The 20,059-nt window shown below is 60.1% G+C and carries 18 protein-coding genes; 3 read left to right on the top strand and 15 right to left on the bottom strand.

Annotated features, from left to right (window positions below):
- Positions 1–2: 2 nt before the first annotated feature.
- Complete coding sequence (locus ASD36_RS24380; RefSeq protein WP_060502335.1) at positions 3–395, bottom strand: GFA family protein; 393 nt, start codon at positions 393–395, stop codon at positions 3–5.
- Between the two features lie 69 nt (positions 396–464).
- The gene (locus tag ASD36_RS24375; protein ID WP_060502334.1) at positions 465–1,802 is read right to left on the bottom strand and encodes an aspartate aminotransferase family protein; all 1,338 of its coding nucleotides are present in this window, start codon (positions 1,800–1,802) and stop codon (positions 465–467) included.
- Between the two features lie 142 nt (positions 1,803–1,944).
- Here ASD36_RS24375 and ASD36_RS24370 point away from each other — a divergent pair, with 142 nt between their 5' ends.
- Complete coding sequence (locus ASD36_RS24370) at positions 1,945–2,493, top strand: cupin domain-containing protein (protein WP_060502333.1); 549 nt, start codon at positions 1,945–1,947, stop codon at positions 2,491–2,493.
- A gap of 21 nt (positions 2,494–2,514) precedes the next feature.
- Here ASD36_RS24370 and ASD36_RS24365 read toward each other — a convergent pair whose 3' ends face one another.
- From ASD36_RS24365 to ASD36_RS24335, 7 genes are all read right to left on the bottom strand, one after another.
- Positions 2,515–3,957, bottom strand: coding sequence for a M20 family metallopeptidase (locus tag ASD36_RS24365; RefSeq protein ID WP_060502332.1), 1,443 nt, complete (start codon positions 3,955–3,957; stop codon positions 2,515–2,517).
- A gap of 119 nt (positions 3,958–4,076) precedes the next feature.
- The gene (locus ASD36_RS24360; RefSeq protein ID WP_060502331.1) at positions 4,077–5,621 is read right to left on the bottom strand and encodes an ABC transporter substrate-binding protein; all 1,545 of its coding nucleotides are present in this window, start codon (positions 5,619–5,621) and stop codon (positions 4,077–4,079) included.
- Between the two features lie 24 nt (positions 5,622–5,645).
- Positions 5,646–6,509: a serine hydrolase gene (locus tag ASD36_RS24355; RefSeq protein ID WP_060511929.1), complete on the bottom strand. Its 864-nt coding sequence runs from the start codon at positions 6,507–6,509 to the stop codon at positions 5,646–5,648.
- A 1-nt stretch (position 6,510) separates the two neighbouring features.
- Positions 6,511–8,139: an ABC transporter ATP-binding protein gene (locus ASD36_RS24350; protein WP_060502329.1), complete on the bottom strand. Its 1,629-nt coding sequence runs from the start codon at positions 8,137–8,139 to the stop codon at positions 6,511–6,513.
- Complete coding sequence (locus ASD36_RS24345) at positions 8,136–8,954, bottom strand: ABC transporter permease (RefSeq protein ID WP_060502328.1); 819 nt, start codon at positions 8,952–8,954, stop codon at positions 8,136–8,138. Before ASD36_RS24345 ends, ASD36_RS24350 begins: the two co-directional genes overlap by 4 nt.
- Positions 8,951–9,895, bottom strand: a complete 945-nt coding sequence (locus ASD36_RS24340) for an ABC transporter permease (RefSeq protein WP_060502327.1) — start codon at positions 9,893–9,895, stop codon at positions 8,951–8,953. The genes ASD36_RS24345 and ASD36_RS24340 overlap by 4 nt, the downstream gene beginning before the upstream one ends.
- Before the next feature lie 178 nt (positions 9,896–10,073).
- Complete coding sequence (locus tag ASD36_RS24335) at positions 10,074–10,979, bottom strand: LysR family transcriptional regulator (protein ID WP_060502441.1); 906 nt, start codon at positions 10,977–10,979, stop codon at positions 10,074–10,076.
- 283 nt (positions 10,980–11,262) lie between these two features.
- On the opposite strand from ASD36_RS24335, the gene ASD36_RS24330 reads away from it, so the two are divergent.
- On the top strand, positions 11,263–12,534 hold the full coding sequence (locus ASD36_RS24330; protein WP_060502326.1) for a Vps62-related protein: 1,272 nt from the start codon (positions 11,263–11,265) through the stop codon (positions 12,532–12,534).
- A 36-nt stretch (positions 12,535–12,570) separates the two neighbouring features.
- Here the strand turns inward: ASD36_RS24330 and ASD36_RS24325 are convergent, their stop codons facing one another.
- From ASD36_RS24325 to ASD36_RS24300, 6 genes are all read right to left on the bottom strand, one after another.
- Positions 12,571–13,782: an MFS transporter gene (locus ASD36_RS24325; protein ID WP_060502325.1), complete on the bottom strand. Its 1,212-nt coding sequence runs from the start codon at positions 13,780–13,782 to the stop codon at positions 12,571–12,573.
- An 81-nt stretch (positions 13,783–13,863) separates the two neighbouring features.
- Positions 13,864–15,300 carry a M81 family metallopeptidase gene (locus ASD36_RS24320; RefSeq protein ID WP_060502324.1) on the bottom strand — a complete coding sequence of 479 codons (1,437 nt, stop codon included), beginning with the start codon at positions 15,298–15,300 and terminating at the stop codon, positions 13,864–13,866.
- Positions 15,301–15,323: 23 nt separating this feature from the next.
- Positions 15,324–17,243: a beta-N-acetylhexosaminidase gene (locus ASD36_RS24315; protein ID WP_060502323.1), complete on the bottom strand. Its 1,920-nt coding sequence runs from the start codon at positions 17,241–17,243 to the stop codon at positions 15,324–15,326.
- Between the two features lie 17 nt (positions 17,244–17,260).
- Positions 17,261–18,037 (bottom strand): SDR family oxidoreductase, encoded by a 777-nt coding sequence (locus ASD36_RS24310; protein ID WP_060502322.1) that lies wholly within the window; start codon positions 18,035–18,037, stop codon positions 17,261–17,263.
- Positions 18,038–18,064: 27 nt separating this feature from the next.
- Positions 18,065–18,928: a MurR/RpiR family transcriptional regulator gene (locus tag ASD36_RS24305; protein ID WP_060502321.1), complete on the bottom strand. Its 864-nt coding sequence runs from the start codon at positions 18,926–18,928 to the stop codon at positions 18,065–18,067.
- A 122-nt stretch (positions 18,929–19,050) separates the two neighbouring features.
- Positions 19,051–19,440: a RidA family protein gene (locus ASD36_RS24300; protein ID WP_060502320.1), complete on the bottom strand. Its 390-nt coding sequence runs from the start codon at positions 19,438–19,440 to the stop codon at positions 19,051–19,053.
- A gap of 114 nt (positions 19,441–19,554) precedes the next feature.
- Between ASD36_RS24300 and ASD36_RS24295 the strand changes: the two genes are divergently transcribed.
- Positions 19,555–20,046: a hypothetical protein gene (locus tag ASD36_RS24295; RefSeq protein WP_060502319.1), complete on the top strand. Its 492-nt coding sequence runs from the start codon at positions 19,555–19,557 to the stop codon at positions 20,044–20,046.
- The last annotated feature ends 13 nt before the right edge of the window (positions 20,047–20,059 follow it).

Raw genomic sequence — 20,059 nt, 5'->3', positions numbered from 1 at the left:
GACTACGGCTCAAAGCGGGTCGTGTCATCGCGATCGCGATCGTATCCCTTCACGAGCGGAAACGGCGGCAGCCAGGATTCGCGGCGAACTGTCCAGAGTTCGTAGGTCGGGATCAGTTGGCCGGGCGTGTCCAGAGAACCGAGGTTGACTTCGATTTCGTCTGCGCTGCGTGCAAAAACGGGAGAGCCGCAGCGGGGACAGAAAAACCGCCCGGCATAGTCGCGTGTTTCGCCGGAGATTGTTACCGCCTCCTGCGGGAATATCGCGGAGGCATGAAAAATGGCTCCGTGATGCTTGCGGCAGTCGAGGCAGTGACAAAGGCCGACTCGGTATGGGGAGCCTGACGCCACAATGCGGACATTCCCGCACAGGCAACCGCCGGTGAACCGGTCCATGCTGGATCTCCTTCAAAATCAACCGCCCGGCATGTTTACGACGAACTGCCGGGCGGCTCAAGCGTGGGACTATTGGACCCGCTTCAACGCATCACCGAGCATCGAGACGATGTCTTCGATATGGGATTTTTCGGCGATCAGCGGCGGCGAGAAGGCGATGATATCGCCGGTGACGCGGATCAACAGGCCGCGTTCGAAGCAATCGACGAAGACATCGTAGGCGCGTGCGCCGGGCGCCCCATCGCGAGAGGCAAGCTCGATACCAGCGATCAGGCCGATCGTGCGGATATCCGAAACGTGCGGCAGACCCTTCAACGAATGCATGGCCACATGCCAATCGTCCTGCAGATCAACGGCGCGGGTCAACAAATCCTCGTCGCGGTAGATGTCGAGCGTTGCGATGCCGGCGGCGCAGGCTGCGGGGTGGCCGGAATAGGTGTAGCCGTGAAACAGTTCAATCTGCCCCTCCGGCCCGTGCATCAGCGCATCGTGCACCTTGCGGCTGGCAAAGACGGCCCCCATCGGGATAGCGCCATTGGTCAAGCCCTTTGCCGTGGTGACGAGATCGGGTGTCACGCCGAAATAGTCGGTGGCAAAAGGCGCGCCGAGGCGTCCAAAGCCGGTAATGACTTCGTCGAAGATCAACAGGATGCCGTGGGTCGAGCAGATCTTGCGCAGCCGCTCAAGATAGCCTTTCGGCGGGATCAGAACGCCGGTGGAACCGGCAACCGGCTCGACGATGCAGGCGGCGATCGTTTCGGCGCCATGCAGGGCGACCAGCCTTTCGAGATCGTCGGCAAGCTCGGCGCCATGCTCCGGTTGTCCTTTGACGAACGCATTCTTGGCAAGATCGTGCGTGTGGCGCAAATGGTCGGTGCCGGGAACAAGCGGGAAGACGCGGCGATTGTTGACCAACCCGCCGACGGAAATGCCGCCGAAACCGACGCCATGATAACCGCGCTCGCGGCCGATCAGCCGTGTCCTCGTCCCCTGCCCGATCGACCGCTGAAAGGCGATTGCAATCTTGAGGGCGGTGTCGACGGATTCCGAGCCGGAGCCGGTGAAGAACACGCGATCGAGCTTGCCATCCGGACCGCCGGGCGCAATCTCCGCCAGCCGCTCGGCAAAGTCGAAGGCGATCGGGTGGCCCATCTGGAAGGACGGTGCAAAGTCCAAATTGAGCAGCTGGCGCTCGACGGCAGAGGCGATCTGGCGGCGGCCGTGACCGGCATTGACGCACCAGAGGCCGGCGGTGCCATCCAGAATTTTCCGCCCGTCGATGCTGGTGTAATACATGCCTTCGGCCGAGGCGAGCAGGCGTGGCGCCGCCTTGAATTGGCGATTGGCAGTGAATGGCATCCAGTAACTGTCGAGTACCGGGGTGTTTGGCTTGCTGTGCTGGTTCATGGCGACCTCCTGTGAGAGTGCGATGACGCCATGATTTTATATGCCCAAACAAGTCCTTTTCTGTTGAGCCATAAGTCATTGAAAAAGCTTGGTGGGGGTTGTAATAGTTTCGATATTTCGAACATGCGAAACAGGAAAACTCATGTCGGTCGATATCGGAAACCGGTTGCGCCATGTGCGGCTGCTCAACAATCTGTCGCAGCGGGAACTGGCCAAGCGGGCGGGCGTGACCAATTCGACGATTTCGCTGATCGAGTCCAATTCCTCCAACCCGTCGGTCGGCGCACTGAAACGTATCCTGGATGGCATCCCGATCGGGCTTGCGGAGTTTTTCGCCTTCGAGCCGGACCGTCCGAAGAAGGCTTTCTACCGGGCCGACGAGCTGGTCGAAATCGGCAAGGGTCCGATCTCCTACCGGCAGATCGGCGATAATCTGTTCGGCCGCAGTTTGCAGATTCTGAAGGAATGTTATCAGCCCGGCGCCGATACGGGGAAAGTGCCGCTGGTGCACGATGGCGAGGAAGGCGGGATTGTTCTGTCCGGGCGGCTGGAAGTCACCGTCGATGACGAACGCCGGATCCTTGGACCGGGCGATGCCTATTATTTCGAAAGCCGCCGCCCCCACCGGTTCCGGTGCGTCGGCCCGGTGGCGTGCGACATCATCAGCGCCTGCACGCCGCCAACCTTTTGACCGGCGGGCGCGCCGATTGGCTTAATACTGTCCCGGCTTAACGTCCGTCGGGATCGGGCAGACATACGGCTGACCTTCCATCTTGCTCTCCCACTCCGCCTTCGCCTCAAAGCGAAGTTCCTCCGATGTTGCCAGATCAAGGCCGGTCGCCGCCAGCACCTTTGCGGCGTGCACCATCGCTTTGTGGGCGGCCGGGCTACGGCCCTGCGCCACCACCTGCCAGGTATGCGGGTTGGTGCCGATCGCCCAGGCGGGTGCCCAGCACTGTGCCGTCGGTGTCACCCGGCTGACGTCACCGACATCGGTCGAACCTGCCCGGAAATGCGATTGGCCTTCGAAGGCGCGCAATCCGAGATGCAGTGCCGTTGAGCCATCGATCTTGTCGTTGGAAAAGACGTCGCCCTTGATCTGATAGAGGCGAATGCTGCTTTTGACCGCTTCATCGGTAAAGGTGGCCTGGATTTTCCGTGCGAAAGCAATGTCATCATTGTCGAAAGGCACAGGACCGAGTGCGACCATGTTGTCATGGATGGCGTTTTCAAGCGTCAGATTGGGCAGAAGGTTGGTCGAAGCAGTATCGAAGACGGCTTCGACTTCCGTTTCGGTCATCGTGGCAGCACCTTGCGCGACTTTGCCGACCCGCTCGGCAAGGGCGAGCGCCTGCGTCATTTCCGGCGCGCGGATCAGGTAAAGGACTTCGGCCTTGGCCTGCACGACATTGGCGGCCCGCCCCCCGGCGTCGGTGATGGCATAGTGAACGCGGCAATCCTGCGGCATGTGTTCTCGCAGAAAATTGACGCCGACATTCATCAGTTCGACGGCATCGAGTGCTGAGCGGCCGAGATGGGCGCTGTTGGCAGCGTGCGCCGCCACGCCCTTGAACCGGTAATAGGTTTCGAGCACGGCCAGATTGTTGGTGGACCGAACCCCGTTGAACGGGGCTGGATGCCAGGTCAGCGCCGCATCGACATCATCGAACGCACCGGCGCGGACCATGAAGGTCTTGCCGGAGCCACCTTCTTCTCCGGGGCAGCCGTAATAGCGGATAGTACCTGGCAGGCTCTCAGCTTCCATGTGTTTGGCAAGCGAAATCGCTGCGAGTAACGAACCGGCGCCGAGAAGATTGTGGCCACAGCCATGGCCGGTGCCATCGGCTGTCAGTGGCTGCGGAGCATCGGCGCCTGCCACCTGGCTCATCCCCGCCAGTGCATCGAACTCGCCGAGAAAGGCAATTACCGGTTTGCCGCTGCCGAACTCGCCGATGAACGCCGTTTCCATACCCGCGATGTTCTTCCGGACGGTAAAGCCATTCTGCTCCAGCATTCCGATCAGCAGGGCCGACGACCGGTGCTCATCGAACTTCAGTTCGGCAAAATCCCAGATCTGGTCGCTGAGCGCGGTAAACTGCGGTGCCATGGCGTCGATGGCAGTGGTCAGGGAGAGCAGGGAAGACTTTTCGGGCATGGGTATCCTCGTATCGACGCAATTCCGGCGTCGGAAATCCGGTCTGGCGGATCGCAATCCGCCGGTTCTGTTCATCGTATAGAGAAGGTGATGCGCCGCCGCGGCGGCGCAATGGACGCTTAGTCGTCGACCGAAACTTCCCACAGCCGAGCGTTGGACTGCCAGACCGGCTGGCCCTTCAGCGTCTTGGTTGCGCCCCAGACGTCAACCATGTCGTAGAGGAAGATACCGGGCATTTCCTGCAGCATCAGTTCATGGAACTGGTCGAAGATCGCCTGACGCTTTTTCGGGTCGATTTCGGCATAGGCTGCCTTCATCAGTTCGCGCGCCTTCGGATCGTCCCACATCAATGAAGCATTCTTGTCCTTGTCGCCAACGTAGAAGCTGTACATCAGCGCCGGGTCTAGGCGCGGCGAGACGGATTGCGAGATGATCTGGTAGTTGCCGGAGCGGCGGCGATCGACCTGCGTGGCATAATCGATCACTTCGATCTGAACGTTGAGCCCGATCTGCTGCAGCATCGCCTGCGCCATCACCGCTGCCGGGAAGCTCGGCACGTTGCCACGTTTGTTGGCAATGATGCTGATCGGTTCGCCCTTGTAGCCGGAGGCGTCGAGTTCCTTCTTGGCCGCTTCCAGATCATACGGCAGACGCTTCTTCTGCACATCGCTGTAATAAACGCTGTCCGAGGAGATCATCGAACCGTTCGCCTCTCCCGTGCCGTTCGATGCGGCGGCGACCAGCTGATCGAGGTCGAGTGCCTGGGCCATGGCGCGGCGGATGGCCGGCTTGCCAAGGATGGGATCGCGGGTCTGGATATAGAACAGGTTCTTGCCGTTGTTGCGGGCAATGATCAGCTGCGTGGTTTCGCTGTCCTTGAATTCCGGGATGAGATCGGGGGAGATTTCAGCCGTGTCCAGCACACCCGATTGCAAGCCTGCCTTGACGGTCGAGGCATCCGGGATGACCATGAATTTGACACCATCGGCCAATGGCCGCTTCGAACCGACCATGCCATCCGGCTTTCCGTCGTTTTTCGGCGAGACATAACCGTCATACTTGGCCAGATGAACGTATTCGCCCTTCTTCCATTCGTCCCACTGGAATGGACCGGTTCCGATCGGCTTGTCGAACGTACCGCCGGCAGCCACCGAATCCGGTGAAATGATGCCGGTATAGCCACATTCCGGGCGCGACATCAGGCCGAGGAAAACGGCGGACGGCTTTTCGAGCGTCATGGTTACCGTCGCGGCGTCGGCAGCCTTGATACCGGTGACGTGCACCGCGCCATTGCCGTCGAAATCCTTGAGGCAGGTCCATTTGGTCGCCGGATCCATGTAGCGGTTCCAGTTCCAGACGACATCTTCGGCCGTCAGGGACTTGCCGTTGTGAAACTTCACGTCAGCACGCAGCTTGAAGGTGTAGCTCAGGCCATCCGGCGCCATGTCGACGCTTTCGGCCAGAAGCGGCTTGACTTCACCATTGTTGGCATAACCGACCAGGCCTTCAACGATATGAAGGATGATGCTGTCGGTATTGCCGTCGCGGTTGACGCCGGGATTGTTGCTGCGCAGGTCGGAGCTTTGCGCCACGACGATATCGCGGGCGGCGGCGGTGCCGGCAAGTGCTGCCAGCATGGTGCTGGCCAGGAGAATTGTCTTCATTGTTCTACCCTCTTTTTTGGTTGGTTATGACTGGAATTCGTCCCAGCAGGCGCGCGACAGCCTGCCGATGGTTTCAAGTGACATCGTGTAGCCCGGCGTCCCGTCCTCCATCGCCTGCGGCACCTGGTCCGTATAGGCGGCGATGATGTAGAACGGCGCGCCCTCGCGGTAGACGACGCCTGCATCCATGCGGCCGCGCTTGCCGCGTCCGCCCTTGCTTGCCACCTTGGTTTCGAATGGCAGGCGCGAATGAATGCCGTAGCGCAGGACCTGGTTCTTCAGCGTCTGCAGGGCATATTGGCAAAGCTCCATCGGGCAACCGAGCTTGGCAGCGGCGGCGCTTGAGGTCTGCGCATCAAGAATGGTCTGCAAGAGCATGACCTGGTCGTTTGCCGTTGTTGTCGTCACAGCACCGAGCGCGTGGTCTGGCGACAGCGCCAAAGGCGGGATCAGGAATCGGTGATGGGTGCCGCTCATGCCGATCGTCTTGCAATAGAGATCGACCTCTTCCAGCGTCAGCCGCTCGAACACCATCTTGGTGCAGACATTGTCGCTCAGCACCATCATGCCGGTGATCGCGTCGCGCAGCGAAATGACGATGCCCGGCGTCAGGTAACGGAAGATGCCGCTTGCCACTTCTTCAGCGAAGCGCTCCTCGTAGACGATCTGTTCGTTGAGATCGAGGCGGCCCTCGCCAACAGCCTTCAGCGCCGCCATCATGATCGAGGTTTTTCGCGTGCTGGCCGACGGGGTCTCTTCGTCCGCGCCGCGGCCAAAGGTTTCACCGGTCAACAGGTTGCGGACAGAGTAGCGGGTGACGAAGGGCTGCGCATCGCAGATCGCGTTCAGCCGGCCGGCCGTCTTGCTCGAAGTCGTCATCGTGTTCATCTCAGGCCTCCAGACGCCATTTCAGTTTGACCCCGCCATTTTCGTTCAGATCGAGCGCGGGGATGGCCGAAAGCAGACGGCGGGTATACGCCTCCTTCGGCTTGTCGAAGATCGTGTTGCGATCGCCCTGCTCGATGATCCGGCCGTCCTGCATGACGATGACACGATCGGCCACCTGCTCGACGACACCGAGATCGTGGCTGATGAACAGGCAGGAGAAGCCGTAGCGCTTCTGCAGATCGGAAAAGAGCGTCAGCACCTGCGCTCGGACAGTGACGTCGAGCGCGGAGACCGGCTCGTCGGCGATCAGGAATTTCGGCCGCCGGGCAATGGCGCGGGCGATTGCGACGCGCTGGCGCTGGCCGCCGGACAGTTCGTGCGGATAGCGCAGGGCGTATTCAGTGCCGAGCCCGACTTCCTCCAGCGTTTCATATGCACGCTTCTTTTTTGCGGCCCGGTCGATATTGGGCACCAGCCGCAGAGCTTCTTCGACCAGGGAAAGGATGGTCATACGCGGATCGAGCGACGAATAGGGATCCTGGAAAACCATTTGGCAATTCAGGCGGTAATCCCGCCAGTCGGCAGACCGTTCGCGGCCCTGAAACAGAATGTCGCCCGAACTCTGGTTGACCAGCCCGGCGATGGTGCGGCCAAGCGTGGTCTTGCCGGAACCGGAACCGCCAACCAGCGCGACCACCTCGCCTGCATGAATATCGACGCTGACGCCGTGCAGCGCCCGCTTTGGCACGGCCTTCTTGAACAGCGATTTGCGGCCGGGATAATCGACCACGATGTTGCGCGCCGAGATCATCGGTGCGGAGACGGTATCAATAGGGCGAACGTCGCCCCGGATCGGCAGCGACGAGAGCAGCTTGCGCGTATAGGGATGCTGCGGCTTTTCGAGGATCTGTTCGGTCGTCCCCTGCTCGACCAGAGATCCTTTTTCCATCACGACGATGCGGCTGGTGTAACGTGCCACCATTGGCAGGTCATGGCTGATCAGGAGAACTGCTGTACCCTCGGCCTTGGTCAGCTCGACCATCAGTTCCATGACGTCGCGCTGGATGACCGCGTCGAGTGCTGTTGTCGGCTCGTCGGCGATCAAAAGCGCCGGCTTCAGCAACATGACGGAAGCAAGCATGATGCGCTGGCGCATGCCGCCGGAGAACTCGTGCGGATAGGCGGACAGCGCGCCTTCTGGATCGCGGATTCCAACGCGCTGAAGCATGGCAAGGATGCGCTCGCGCCGCGTGGCGGGTGTCATGTTGGTGTGGAGCACGAGCCCCTCCTCCAACTGCCGGCCGATGGTCATCGACGGGTTGAGCGAGGTCATCGGCTCCTGGAAGACCAGACCGATTTCACCACCGCGCAATTCGCGCAACCCGGCTTCGCTCATCGACAGCACGTCGCGGCCCCTGAAGGTTACCTGCCCGCCCGTCACCTTGATGGCCGGAGGCAGGAGCGAGATGATTGCGCGGGTCGCCAGCGACTTGCCGGAGCCGCTTTCGCCGACGATGCCGAAGATTTCGCCCGGCTCGATGTCGAAGCTGACTTTCTTCACCACCTCGACGCCGCGATGGACGACCTGGAGGGACAGATCGCGCACGCTGAGAAGTCTTTCCTGTGTCATTTCAGACCTCGCATGCGGGGATCGAGTTTGTCGCGGAGCGCGTCACCGAGAAGGTTGATGCCAAGCAGTGTCAGCGCGATGCAGAGACCGGGGAAGAGGCCAAGCCAGACGGCCTGCTCGATGAATGGCCGGCCTGCCGCCAGCATGTTGCCCCAGGTGGGTGCCGGTGGCGGTACGCCGAGGCCGAGAAAACTCAAAGCACTCTCCGAAAGGATCGCCCAGCCAAACATCGAGGTGGCAAGAACGGTGATCGGCGCCAGGCAGTTCGGCAGGATATGGCGCATCATCGTGAACAGCTCGCTGTTGCCCATAATCTTTGAGGCTTCGATGAATTCGCGTTCGCGCAGCGACAGCACGGCGCCGCGGACCACACGGGCCATCGACGGCGTATAGGCGATACCGAGTGCAAAGATGATGCCGTACTGGTTCGCGCCGAATACGGCGAGCAGACCGAGCGCCAGAAGGATGCCTGGAAAGGCCAGCAGCGCATTGTTGATTGCCATGATCACCGCATCGACCCAGCCGCGTGCATAACCGCTGACCAGTCCGATCAGCGTCCCGGCGATTGCTGCGAGCGAGACCGTGAGGAAACCGATCCAGACGCTGGCACGGGCGCCGACGATGATACGGCTCAAGACATCGCGGCCGAACTCGTCGGTTCCGAGCCAATGTTCGGCGCTTGGCGCTGCCAGGCGGGCGGTGAAGCTGAGCTTCATCGGGTCGTACGGCGTCCAGAAGAGACCGAGGAGTGCGACGGCAAGCAGAAGAGCGATCAGGACACCGCCGATGAGGCCGTTAAACGTATAGTTTTTCATTCGGCCACCACACGCGGATCAAAGAGAGGATAGAGCAGGTCGACGATCAGGTTGACGAGCACATAGGACAACGCCACGAACAGCAGGCAGCCCTGAATGACGGGATAATCACGCTGGAAGATGGCATCGACCATCAGCCGGCCGAGACCGGGAATGGTGAAGACCGTTTCGATGACGGCGATGCCACCCAAAAGGTTGCCGAGGATCAGGCCGATCATCGTCCAGGTTGGTCCGAAGGCGTTCTTGAAGGCATGCTTCCAGAGGACGGCGCTTTCAGACAGACCCTTTGCCCGTGCATGCGTGATGTAATCGAGCCGGAGCACTTCAAGCGTCGAAGCGCGCGCCATGCGGATCAGCACGCCCATCTCATGGATGACCAGCGTCATGATCGGCAGGACGAGATACAGCAGCCCACCGACGAGATTGTCGCCGATCGAGACATAGCCGAGCACCGGTAGCCAACCGAGCTTCAGGCCGAAGAACAGGAGCAGCAGCAAGCCGAGCCAGAATGTCGGGATTGACAACAGCACTGTGGCAGTACCGACGAGCGCAAGGTCGGTCAGGCTGTTCTGCCGCCAGGCGGCAATGACGCCGGCCGGAACGGCGATCAGACTGGCCAGGAATACGGCGACAAGCACGATCTGGGCGCTGACGGCAAAATGTGAGACCACCAGTTTCAGCACCGGCTCACCGGTGACGATCGACTTGCCAAAGTCGCCGGTCAGTACGTTGCCGCCCCAGATCAGGAATTGTTCCGGCATCGACTTGTCGAGGCCGAGTTCAGAACGCATTTCAGCGATCTGTGCGGGCTCAGCCATGTCACCCAGCATCAAAGCTGCCGGGTCGCCGGGAATGAAGCGGATGAGTGCGAACACCGTGATCGAGACGATCACAACTGTTGGCAACGCCATAAACAGGCGATTGAGAATAAATCGGAGCATCGGTTCCCCTGAACACGATTGGAAGCGGGAAGTCTGCCGTTGGCCGGCTTGTTTGTGGCAGGACTATGATGGTTTTGACAAATATGCGCAATATTATGCGATTTTGTCATATCCCTATGCGGATGTGGACCGGCCTGCCTGGCGGTGGATATTCAAAAAGTGCAAGCACCAAAACCAGTTAGCGCGGTTGCTGCGATAGCGCGATCTGACGCTTGAGTGCATCCATCAACGCCTGCGCAGCAAGCGACGGCGGCACGCTTGCCGGTTTCGCAAGCCCGAATTCCTGCGTGGACACAGGAATGAACGGACGCTGGACGATTCGCAGGTGCCGGTAGAGATTGGCGTAAAAGCTGCTGATGATGCCGATGCCGAGACCGTGGGCGGCATAGGCGCAGGCCGAGCTGTTGGTATGGGTCTCGATCTTGACGTTCTGTTTTACCCCTGCCCGCTTGAACGTCTGATCGAGCAGCATGCGCGTCGGCCGCTGGCGACCGATCAGGATCAGCGGAATGTTGCGCAGGTCCTTCGGGGTAATCTGCTGTAGCTCTGCGAGCGCATGACTTTCCGGGATGACGCAGACGCTGACGCCGCTTGCCACCGGCTCCATTTCAATGGCCGGCCCCACCTCTCCCTCGTAGCGCAGGAAGCCGAAATCGATGACCCGCTGCTCCACCAGCCGGGTGATCGCCGTCGTCGTTTCAAAAAAGGTCTCGATGCGGACGCTGGGGAATTCCCTTGCATAATCCGTCAGCATTGCCGGGGCGAAGTCCTCCCACATGCTGCTTGGCAGCCCGATGCGCACGACCTCAGGTCCAGCAGCACCACTGCGCAAATCTTCGGCGAGGCCTGAGAAACGGTTGAGGCCAAGCAGGATGTTCTCAGCGTCGCGGGCAAGAATGGTCGCCTCCGGCGTCGGGATCAACCGCCCCTTGTCGCGGGCGAACAGATTGAGCGACAGGTCGGATTCGAGCTGTGCCAGTAGCCGGCTGACGCCGGACTGGCTTAGTCCCATGCTTTTCGCCGTCGCGATCGTCGATCCCGTCGCAAGCAGGGTCTTGAGCACTTCCAACTGCCGAAAATTGATCATCACCCATGCCTCTTCAACGCGAAATCGGGATTGCCTTTCCGATGGGTAGCGCCTGGGCGCGGGGAAAGCAAAAGGCTTCCTTGCTGCACTATCAGGTGGACGCGACGATATGCTGGGGCGGCGCGCCATGAGGAAGCGGTCCTGTTGATAGGCAACCAGCTATCGGGCGTTTGGCGCAGGGAAAGGGCCATTAAGAATAGCCCAAAAACGGACCTTTTAAGTTGTATTTATTTGGGCTATGCAACCTATGTTATTTATATAAATTCTATTGGAGGTTGCAATGTCGAGTGTAATTTTACAGTCGGTCCAGACGACGCATGCCGTGCAGACGACTGAACCCGTCACCTTCGGTTCGCTGAAGCTGATGTTCACCGATATCTTTGATTATCGCTGGAACGACGCCGGCAGCGGTGGCGATTACGATGTCGGGTTCTACAAACCACGCGCGCCTGCGGAAGGCTTCCGGTCTCTCGGCAGCATCGGCGTCAAGGGATATGATGGTCCAAACAATCGCTATTGGGCATTGTGCATAGCTGCCAGCGACAGCGACCCAGACGCTGTTCGGGCGCCAACGGACTATGAGTGGGTCTGGGACGACGCAGGCTCCGGCGCGGACGAGGACGGCGCATGCTGGCGGCCGGTTCCACCGGATGGCTATTGTGCACTGGGCGATGTGTTCGTGACGACGCATGGTAAACCGTCGCTGGACGATGTTTGGTGCGTACGTGCCGATCTGGTCGGAGATGGTGTTGTCGACGAGTGGATTTGGGACGATGCGGGCACCGGGTCCGACGATGATTTCAGCGCCTGGACCGTTTCCCCGATGGGCGGGTTCATCAGCGAAACGCACATTCTGATTGCTCCGAACACCTTTTTTGGTGTCCGCAGCCACGACAGGCCATCTCCGTTGGTCAAAGTTCTGAAGCTCAATCCGCCAACGGAATATGCGGGAACCCCGCCAGTTCCATCCCTTCCGAGCCGGGCCAAGCCGGAAGCTGAATCGACCCCGGTTTGGGACCGGAAGGTGACGCTTCCGTTTACTGCGATTGTCGATTCTCACTATGACGTGGCGTGGAAGGTCGCAAACTCACCCTTCTATGTGCTGGAGCGATGGGTCAACTTCGAACTCGCCGCATTCGACGACAATGGATTGGAAACGCCGCACGAAATCGAAGTGAAGGTTGAGGCTGGTGTATCCCAGCAGCAGACCGACACGTTCAGTCATGAGGTGGGTATCAGCGTCAGCTACGAGAGCGGCGTCAAGGCCGGCGTGGCCAGCAGTAAGGTGACTGGCACGCTTTCCTACAAGTTCGGCTATCAAAGTGCCACCCAGATCGGCAGTTTCCGCAGCCAGACTATCACCACGAAGCTGGTCACCCCTGCCAACCACAGCGCGGCCATGTGGGCGCCACGGCACGCCTTCCAGCTTGTCCGGCACGACGGCAGCAAGGTGTCGGAACCATTGGTGCTGGATGATAATGTCCCGGATTTCTACGTCCGGCAGTTCCCGGCACCGGTGAACTCCAAGCCTTTGCGCGTCAAAGGGCGCTGATTTCAACGACAGGAGGCGGCGAGGCCGCCTCCTGTCTCACCTTTGGTTATCGCTTGCGCCTTGCCCGCGAACATCCAGATAGAGCATCAGGCCAAGGCCGATCAGGCCGGCGAAGGCACCGAGGATCGAGGTGCCTGAATAATCGCTGAATCGGGTACCGATCGCAAACAGGATGGCGCTCAACCCGCCGCTCAGGAACAGGTTTACCGAGATCAGCGAGCTGCCGAGGCCCGGACGGTCGGCAATGAGGTCCTGGATATAGGTGATCGGGATACTGATGAGGGCAGCAGCGGCAAAGGCGCTGAGCAGGGTCAGGGCATAGACATGCCACGGAGCCGAGGAAAGCCCGAGCAGAGTGAGGTAGACAGCATAAAGTCCTGTGCTGATAGCAAGCGCCGTCACCGCGCGCAACTGCATGCGCGCCCAGACGAAAATGAACACAACTTCGAGAAAGGCGACGATGCCGACAATCACGCCGATGTCCGTCACGGTCCCACGCGCAGCGCCGGTGATAATCAGCGGCTGGACTGCGGTGTTGACATGCAGGGTAGACGTGATCAGCGAGATCGCCATCAGGCGGCCGAAGACGCTGGGTGCGAAGACTTCGCCGAAGGATGCTAAATAGGAATGGCGATGGCTTTTTGCCGGAGGGGGCCCCTCTGAAGTGGGCAACTTGAAGAAGATCAAAGCCAGATTGGCGATACAGCCGAGGCAGGCGAGCAGATAGGCGGGCAGCATGCTGCCGCGTCCAACCAGAACCAGCGCCACCAGGCCCGGAACCAGAACCCAGGCAACCGAGATCGCGGCACGGACACTGGAGTTGATCGCCGCCGCATCGCGTCCGCCCTCGGCATTGGCGATGGAGCGCACTTTGGCAAAGAGCAGCGATGTCATCGAGTTATAGACCGGCAGCATGACCAGCGTGCAGAGGACAAAGCTGGCAGGAACCGGAACCGCGTAGACAAGGCCATAACCGAACACGCCGAACGATATGACTGTCATCAGCAGAACCCGGTAATTGCCGATACGATCGGCGAGAACGCCGACCCAGAGGCTGACGATGACGTTGACGGCTGCCGCGACGAAAATCAGGATCGAATAGAAACCGTTGCTCAAACCAAGCTCAGTGATGCCGATCACCGACTGATAGGGCCCTGTCGCGGCTCCCGTAAAGCCGAACAGGAAGATCGCGATCATGCTCAGCCGGACCACGGGGTGGCGGAAGGCGATCGGCAGCGTTGATGTCATGATGAGAGCACCGGAAAGGAGGTCAAAGAGCGGCCGGACATCCGGACGGAAAATAGAAGTGCCGAGCGCGTTAAACCGTCATCATTCCCGCCAGCGGGCCGACAGCACGGCCGCGGGGGCATAGTCGAAGTCTCGGTCGAAGGGAAAGATGGGCCTTGCCCTGCGATGACTTGTCAGATTGGCGATATCCTGATTGACGACGCCATCGGTTAGCGCCATCAGGTTGGGATTGGCGATCGGCGCCAGTTCCGGCGACAGATAGCCGGACTTCACCACCAGCAGCCGCACGGCCTTGGGATCAAGCCCCAGCCGCCGGAAATCCTCGATATTGTGATAGGGACGGCGGCGCGCGGCTAGCACGATCTTGATGCCGCCAACACCGACGACGGCCTGACGATCCGCGGCAGCGCCGCTGTCATCGAGGCGAAGCACTGTTGCCGTCACCTCGGCCGGAACGCTTGCCGGAGCCAGACTGCCGCCGATCTTGAGAGGAAGCGTCGCGCCCTCCCCGGCCGCAAAGCAGGCCTCGACCGCCGGACGATCGGTGATGCCGGCGAGAAGCGCGCCCTGCCAGTTGCGGGCAATCAGCGCACGCAGCACATCAGCCCGGTCGCCAACCCCGCCGCCGGTCGGGTTATCGGCGGAATCGGCGAGAATGACGGGCGACGTCTCCGCAGATGCCGCGATATCGAGCATCTGCTCCAGCGGCCCCGTTACTGGGCCAAAGCCAAAATTTTCACGCGCATTCCAGTATTGTTGCGCGATGTCCTCGGCCGCCTTGGATGCGGCCTGCCTGTCTATACCGGTCACGACGGCGCAGGCCGTTGCCCGCGGTTCGTCGGCCCAGACATAACCGATCATCAGATTGGTATCGAGAATGCCAGGCTGCGCATCGGATGCAGGCAAGCCAAGATAGATCGATCGGGCGGGTTCGTCTTCGGTCGAGGTGCATTCGCCGGGCAACAGCACCGGCACCTTGGCCCAGACGACACCCGGGCGATTGCCCGTGCGCAGGGTTTCGACCAGCATCGACCAGGCCCGAACCATCGTTTCACGCGTGTCGATATGCGGGGCAGTGCGATAGGCTGCGAAAATATCGAGCTGGTCGATGATCCTCTGGCTGACATTGCCGTGCAGATCGTAACTCGCAGCGACCGGGCAATCCGGCCCGACGACGGTGCGGGCTGCGGAAATCCAGTCGCCCTCGGCGTCGTCCATGCCCTCGACATTGATCGCGCCGTGCATGGCCAGATAGAGGCCATCGATCGGCAAGGCGGCCTGAAGCCGTTCGAGAAACTCCGCCTTGAACCCCTCGTAGGCCTTGCGCGATACCGGACCGCCGGGCACGGCGCGAGCGTGCAGCAGCGGCACATGCTCGATCCCGCCGGCATCGAGGAAGTTGAAATACTCCGCACCGAGCAGATCGGCATCGCGCAGCACCCTGAAATCCTCGGCGGCCATCAGGACCGGCGAATAGGTGCTGCATTCGGTATGAATACCACCAACGGCGATGCGCATTGTTTTCCCCATGATATCCGTTGTTACAGTTTTGGACTGAGTGGGACGATGGCTGCGAAGCGCAACCAGTCCTTCTGATTTTTCGGTGTCCATGCGGCCTCGGCTATTGCCGGAAGACGCGGGAAGACCAGACGGTTGAAATAACCGCGCGACAGGTAGTGCTCGCACCAGATGCAGGCCTGCACGCCTTTCATCCGGTCTTTCAATTCCTCGGGAAAATCACCTTCCGCCTCATAGCCGTAGGTGTGAGCGGGTGGCACGGTCCCCGCCCAGCTGGCGCCCGGCTCCTGCCATTCCTCACCCTGCACCATGTCGAGATAATAGGCCTGCCCCGGGGTCATCACCACGTCATAGCCTTCGCGGGCAAGCTCGATGCCGACTTCAGGCGTCTCCCATGCCATCAGCAATGTTTCCACCGTGTCGACACCGCCGCCATGAGCGACCTCGTTCCACCCGGCAAGCTTCTTGCCGCGCTTTGTCAGCATGTCCTTGATCTCTCTCAGGAAATAGGACTGCAGCTCGAACGTGCCTGAAATGCCTTCCTTTTCCATCAGCTTGCGGGCGAGCGGCGAGGCAAGCCAGGCCCCTTTCGCCACTTCGTCGCCGCCGATATGGATGTAAGCAGAGGGGAAAAGCTCGACCATCTCATCGAAGACTTTCCCGAGAAACTCATAGGTGAACGGTACGGCCGGATTAAGCGCGTTGTTCGGATAGCCCTGTACCGAGTGATAACTTTCGGGTGCCTCTTGGCCATCGGACAAATCGCGAAGGGCAACCAGTGTCGCCGAATTGTGACCGGGGACATCTATTTCCGGAATGATCTCCACATTGAGCGTCAGCGCGTGCGCAACGAGTGTGCGAACATCATCCTGACTGTAAAACCCGCCGACTGGCTCCGCTCCATTGCCGAGTTGCGGCAGAAGCGGACCGTCCGGGCTACGGACAACGCCGACAGTTGTCAGCTCCGGATAGGCCTTGATCTCCAGCCGCCAAGCTTCGTCGTCGGTCAGGTGCCAATGGAAAATGTTGAGCTTGAACCAGGCAAGGATATCGATCAGCCGCGCAACATCGGCGACCGGGTAAAACTGCCGCGAAACGTCGAGATGGCAACCACGCCATCCGTAGCGCGGCTCATCCGAAATCGTGCCGGAGACCGGAAAGCGGAATTTTCCCGGCTCGCGGCGGGCGCCGTTCAAAAGCTGCGCAAGCGACGTCAAACCATACTGCCGGCCGGCGGCTCCGCCATAGCTGAGCGTGACGTCTTCCGAGGAGAAAGACAACGCATAGCTTTCTGCCAGGAGAGTGGCATCCAGCGTCAGATGCAGCACCCTGCCCTGGCTATTCGCCGCCAAGCTGAGTGGCGCATGATCGGCTTCGAACAGGCGGCGGAACAGGCCGATCACGGTATCGATTGCCTTGATGTCTTCCACCGATGCGCCGGGCGCGGGATAGAGGCAGACCGGAAATGTATCGCCGGGCTTCACATCGATCTGGCGCGGCCATGGCTGCAGCGCATAGGGCAGGTCAAGCTTGCCTTCCGGCAACAGCACCGGTGGCGGCTCGCTGGTCCGGCCTTCCAGCAGAAGGTCGGATACGGCGACGGGCACATGGCGGCCGTCCGCCAGCGTCAGATAGGCGGATTTCGCGCCATCGGTGCAATGCACGGCTTTGCGGTGCAGTCCGCCAACTGTGAAAGTCCAGGAGGCTCCGGGCGCGAGCATGAAGCCGGCCGTTGGTGCGAATTCATGGTAGTTGGCGTTGCGCTTGACGAAGACTGCATTTTCGCAGGCATTCTTGTCGATCACCCGCGTCAGCGAGGTATAGACAATTGTAAAGTCTTGAAGGGCCGTGTCCGACAGGTTGAACAGGCTGAAAACGAAACGGCCGTGCGGGCCGCCGTCGGTATGCCACGCACTTTCAAGACGATAGGACGCCGATTGCATGTCCGTTCCTCTGATGTCTAATAGTTTTCGGATTGAGAAAAGGTGCGGGCAAGCTCGGCCTGTCCTGCGGTCAGGCCGCAGTCGACCGGCAGGCAGACGCCGGAGATTGCCGCGGCCAGCGGACTGGCGAGGAAGCCGACGGCATTGGCCACATCATCCGGGCTGGCGATCCGCTGCAGCGGATACCAGCGGCGTGCGTCCTCGAAGACGTTCGGATTGGCGGCCGCGCGGACCTCCCATGCCTGGGTACGCACCGTTCCCGGCGACACCGCGTTCGCTCGGATGCCGTATTTTCCATATTCGACGGCAATCAGCTTCGTTAGGTGCAGAAGGCCAGCCTTGGCGGCGCTATAGGCAGGGTGGCCAAAGACATTGGTACCGTTGACCGACGCGATGTTGATCACCGAGCCCTGGCTTTGCTTCAACGCATCCTCGACCGCACGAAAGCAGAGGAAGGCCGCCTCAAGGTTCAACGCATTGTCCATGCGCCAGATTTCAGGCGTCGTGTCATGCAGGCTGACAGCGCGGGCGGCACCGGCATTGTTGACAAGTGTACGGACCGTACCAAGCTCCGCTCCCCGAGCCGCCATCGCTGCAACGCTTGCCGCATCGGTGATATCGCAGACCAGGGCAACGAATTTCGCCGGATTACCAAGGCTCGCTGCCGCCTTCTCGACGGCGGCACCGTCCAGATCGGGCATCAGCACGACATCATGATCTGCACCAAGACGGCGGGCGATGGCCCGGCCGATATCGCCTGCCGCCCCCGTTACGATTGCAACAGATGAAGTCATGACGGGTCCCCTGTGAGCATGGTGAAATCAATCCCCGAGAAGCTGGCGGTCGTCGCCATCGCGATGGGCGACAAGCTGTTGTTTGATGCGCCGCAACGTTACTGTCGCCTGTGGCTGAATATTGTAGGCAACCAGGCTGGCCAGGATATCGAGGAGCGCGACATAGGCGATGCGGGTTGAGGTCGGGCGATAGATATTCGTCCCTTCCGGCAGATCGACCGGTACCGTGATATCGGCAGCACGGGCAACCGGACTACCGCTCTGCGTCAGCGCAATAGTCGTTACTTTCTGGTCGCGGGCGAGCATGAAGGACCGGACCAGTTCGGCATTGCGCCCGGAAAAAGACGACCCGATGACGACGTCACCCGGCCGGGCCGCCGCCGCCATCATCATCTGCATGCTGTGATCGGAGCTTGCGGTGATGCGCAGCCCGAGACGAAACAGGCGGTTTTGCAATTCGCTGGCGATCATCGATGAATTGCCACCGGAGCCGAACGCATAGATCATATTGGCGCCGGCCAGCTTTTCGGTGGCCTGCTCGATCGCAGCGAGATCGAGGCTGCGATGCAACATGAACAGCGCGTTCTGTGCCTTGGAGATGATATCCTGCGCCACATCGGCCGGCTCCCGGCTTTTCGGCTCCGGCTTGAGGTAACGCATGCCGACATACGCGGTGCGCGCCAGTTGGACTTTGAAGTCGGAAAAGCTGTCGCAACCGAGACGGCGACAGAAGCGTGTAACCGTCGGTGGCGACACGTCGGCCCTGCCGGCCAGCTCGATGATCGAAGCATTCACTGCAAATTCGAAGTCGGTCAGCAATATTTCGGCGATGCGGCCTTCAGCCGGCGAAAGCCGGCCTTTTTCTTCCTGAAGCGTCGAGAAAATATCCATCAGAGTGCACTTTCAATGAAATCGCCAGGCCACCTCAAAGAGGCTTCCTGTAACCGCGGCAATGCTGCGATCCGGCACACGATTCTCACTTGATGTCCACCCGTTCCCGTATTGCCTGAACTCTAGGAAGTCTTTTCTTTATAGGCGACGCAGTCGATCTCGACCTTGCAATCGACCATCATCGATGCCTGAACGCAGGCCCGTGCCGGGGGATGTTCGCCGAAATAGTCCTGGTAAATCTTGTTGAACGTCCAGAAATCACGGGGATCATCCAGCCAGACGCCGACGCGAACGATATGCTCGGGTCCGTAATTGGCCTCCTTCAGGATGGCCAGCAGATTGGCGATTGTCTTGTGGGTCTGCGGAATAATGCCGCCCTCGATGATTTCGCCATTTTCCATTGCAACCTGGCCGGAAACATGCAGCCAGCCATTCGCCTCTACCGCGCGCGCGAACGGCAACGGCTTGCCACCAGCGCCAGCCTGCACGGTGCCATAACGTGTAATGGACATACGCCTCGTCCTTGCAAATTATTTTCTTGATCCGTTGACAAATGACCATAGAAAGCAGAATTTGGCCAGAGAAAAACGCCATTTATGAAAAGAATTTCAATACACGGAGCAATCGTGCGCGATCCCTTCCGCAATCCTTTCCCTTCTTCTGATGTGGCCCGCCACGCGATCTGGCAGATGCTGGTCGAGCGTGACATCGATGCTTTTCTGGCGGCCGACTGGTCAAAAGTCGCTGGCGATTTTGTCGAGGAAGGTTTCATCGGTATCGACGCCAAGCGGGAGGTAAGCCCCGACAAATGGCGCCTAGCCTTTCCATCACTGACGGCCTATCGCGACGAATGGCTGCGCCAGGCAGAGGATTTTGCCCAGCAGTCCTTTGCTGAAGACACCCGCAACGCCATTTTCACCACCACGACGCTCGAGGACATCGAGATCGAGGGCGATATGGCGCTTGTCCGCAAGAAATTTGATGGCAGCCTGAAAAAATCGGATGGGAGCGTCGATATTCTCAAGTGGCAGACACTCTATTACTGCCGCCTGCATCATGGACATTGGAAGATCTGCGGCTTCACCGGATATCTGCCCAATCCGATGGGTGCGGCCTAAAAGAGTAGAACGA

Source organism: Rhizobium sp. Root1334 (assembly GCF_001426665.1).
GTDB lineage: Bacteria > Pseudomonadota > Alphaproteobacteria > Rhizobiales > Rhizobiaceae > Pararhizobium.
Note: the sequence above shows the minus strand (reverse complement) of the source record. Positions and strands in the feature narration are given on the sequence as shown.

What these genes read in the sequence shown, in the direction of transcription:
- ASD36_RS24380 (WP_060502335.1), bottom strand. Translation starts at nt 395, where the DNA reads ATGGACCGGTTCACCGGCGGTTGCCTGTGCGGGAATGTCCGCATTGTG.
- ASD36_RS24375 (WP_060502334.1), bottom strand. Translation starts at nt 1,802, where the DNA reads ATGAACCAGCACAGCAAGCCAAACACCCCGGTACTCGACAGTTACTGG.
- ASD36_RS24370 (WP_060502333.1), top strand. Translation starts at nt 1,945, where the DNA reads ATGTCGGTCGATATCGGAAACCGGTTGCGCCATGTGCGGCTGCTCAAC.
- ASD36_RS24365 (WP_060502332.1), bottom strand. Translation starts at nt 3,957, where the DNA reads ATGCCCGAAAAGTCTTCCCTGCTCTCCCTGACCACTGCCATCGACGCC.
- ASD36_RS24360 (WP_060502331.1), bottom strand. Translation starts at nt 5,621, where the DNA reads ATGAAGACAATTCTCCTGGCCAGCACCATGCTGGCAGCACTTGCCGGC.
- ASD36_RS24355 (WP_060511929.1), bottom strand. Translation starts at nt 6,509, where the DNA reads ATGAACACGATGACGACTTCGAGCAAGACGGCCGGCCGGCTGAACGCG.
- ASD36_RS24350 (WP_060502329.1), bottom strand. Translation starts at nt 8,139, where the DNA reads ATGACACAGGAAAGACTTCTCAGCGTGCGCGATCTGTCCCTCCAGGTC.
- ASD36_RS24345 (WP_060502328.1), bottom strand. Translation starts at nt 8,954, where the DNA reads ATGAAAAACTATACGTTTAACGGCCTCATCGGCGGTGTCCTGATCGCT.
- ASD36_RS24340 (WP_060502327.1), bottom strand. Translation starts at nt 9,895, where the DNA reads ATGCTCCGATTTATTCTCAATCGCCTGTTTATGGCGTTGCCAACAGTT.
- ASD36_RS24330 (WP_060502326.1), top strand. Translation starts at nt 11,263, where the DNA reads ATGTCGAGTGTAATTTTACAGTCGGTCCAGACGACGCATGCCGTGCAG.
- ASD36_RS24325 (WP_060502325.1), bottom strand. Translation starts at nt 13,782, where the DNA reads ATGACATCAACGCTGCCGATCGCCTTCCGCCACCCCGTGGTCCGGCTG.
- ASD36_RS24320 (WP_060502324.1), bottom strand. Translation starts at nt 15,300, where the DNA reads ATGCGCATCGCCGTTGGTGGTATTCATACCGAATGCAGCACCTATTCG.
- ASD36_RS24315 (WP_060502323.1), bottom strand. Translation starts at nt 17,243, where the DNA reads ATGCAATCGGCGTCCTATCGTCTTGAAAGTGCGTGGCATACCGACGGC.
- ASD36_RS24310 (WP_060502322.1), bottom strand. Translation starts at nt 18,037, where the DNA reads ATGACTTCATCTGTTGCAATCGTAACGGGGGCGGCAGGCGATATCGGC.
- ASD36_RS24305 (WP_060502321.1), bottom strand. Translation starts at nt 18,928, where the DNA reads ATGGATATTTTCTCGACGCTTCAGGAAGAAAAAGGCCGGCTTTCGCCG.
- ASD36_RS24300 (WP_060502320.1), bottom strand. Translation starts at nt 19,440, where the DNA reads ATGTCCATTACACGTTATGGCACCGTGCAGGCTGGCGCTGGTGGCAAG.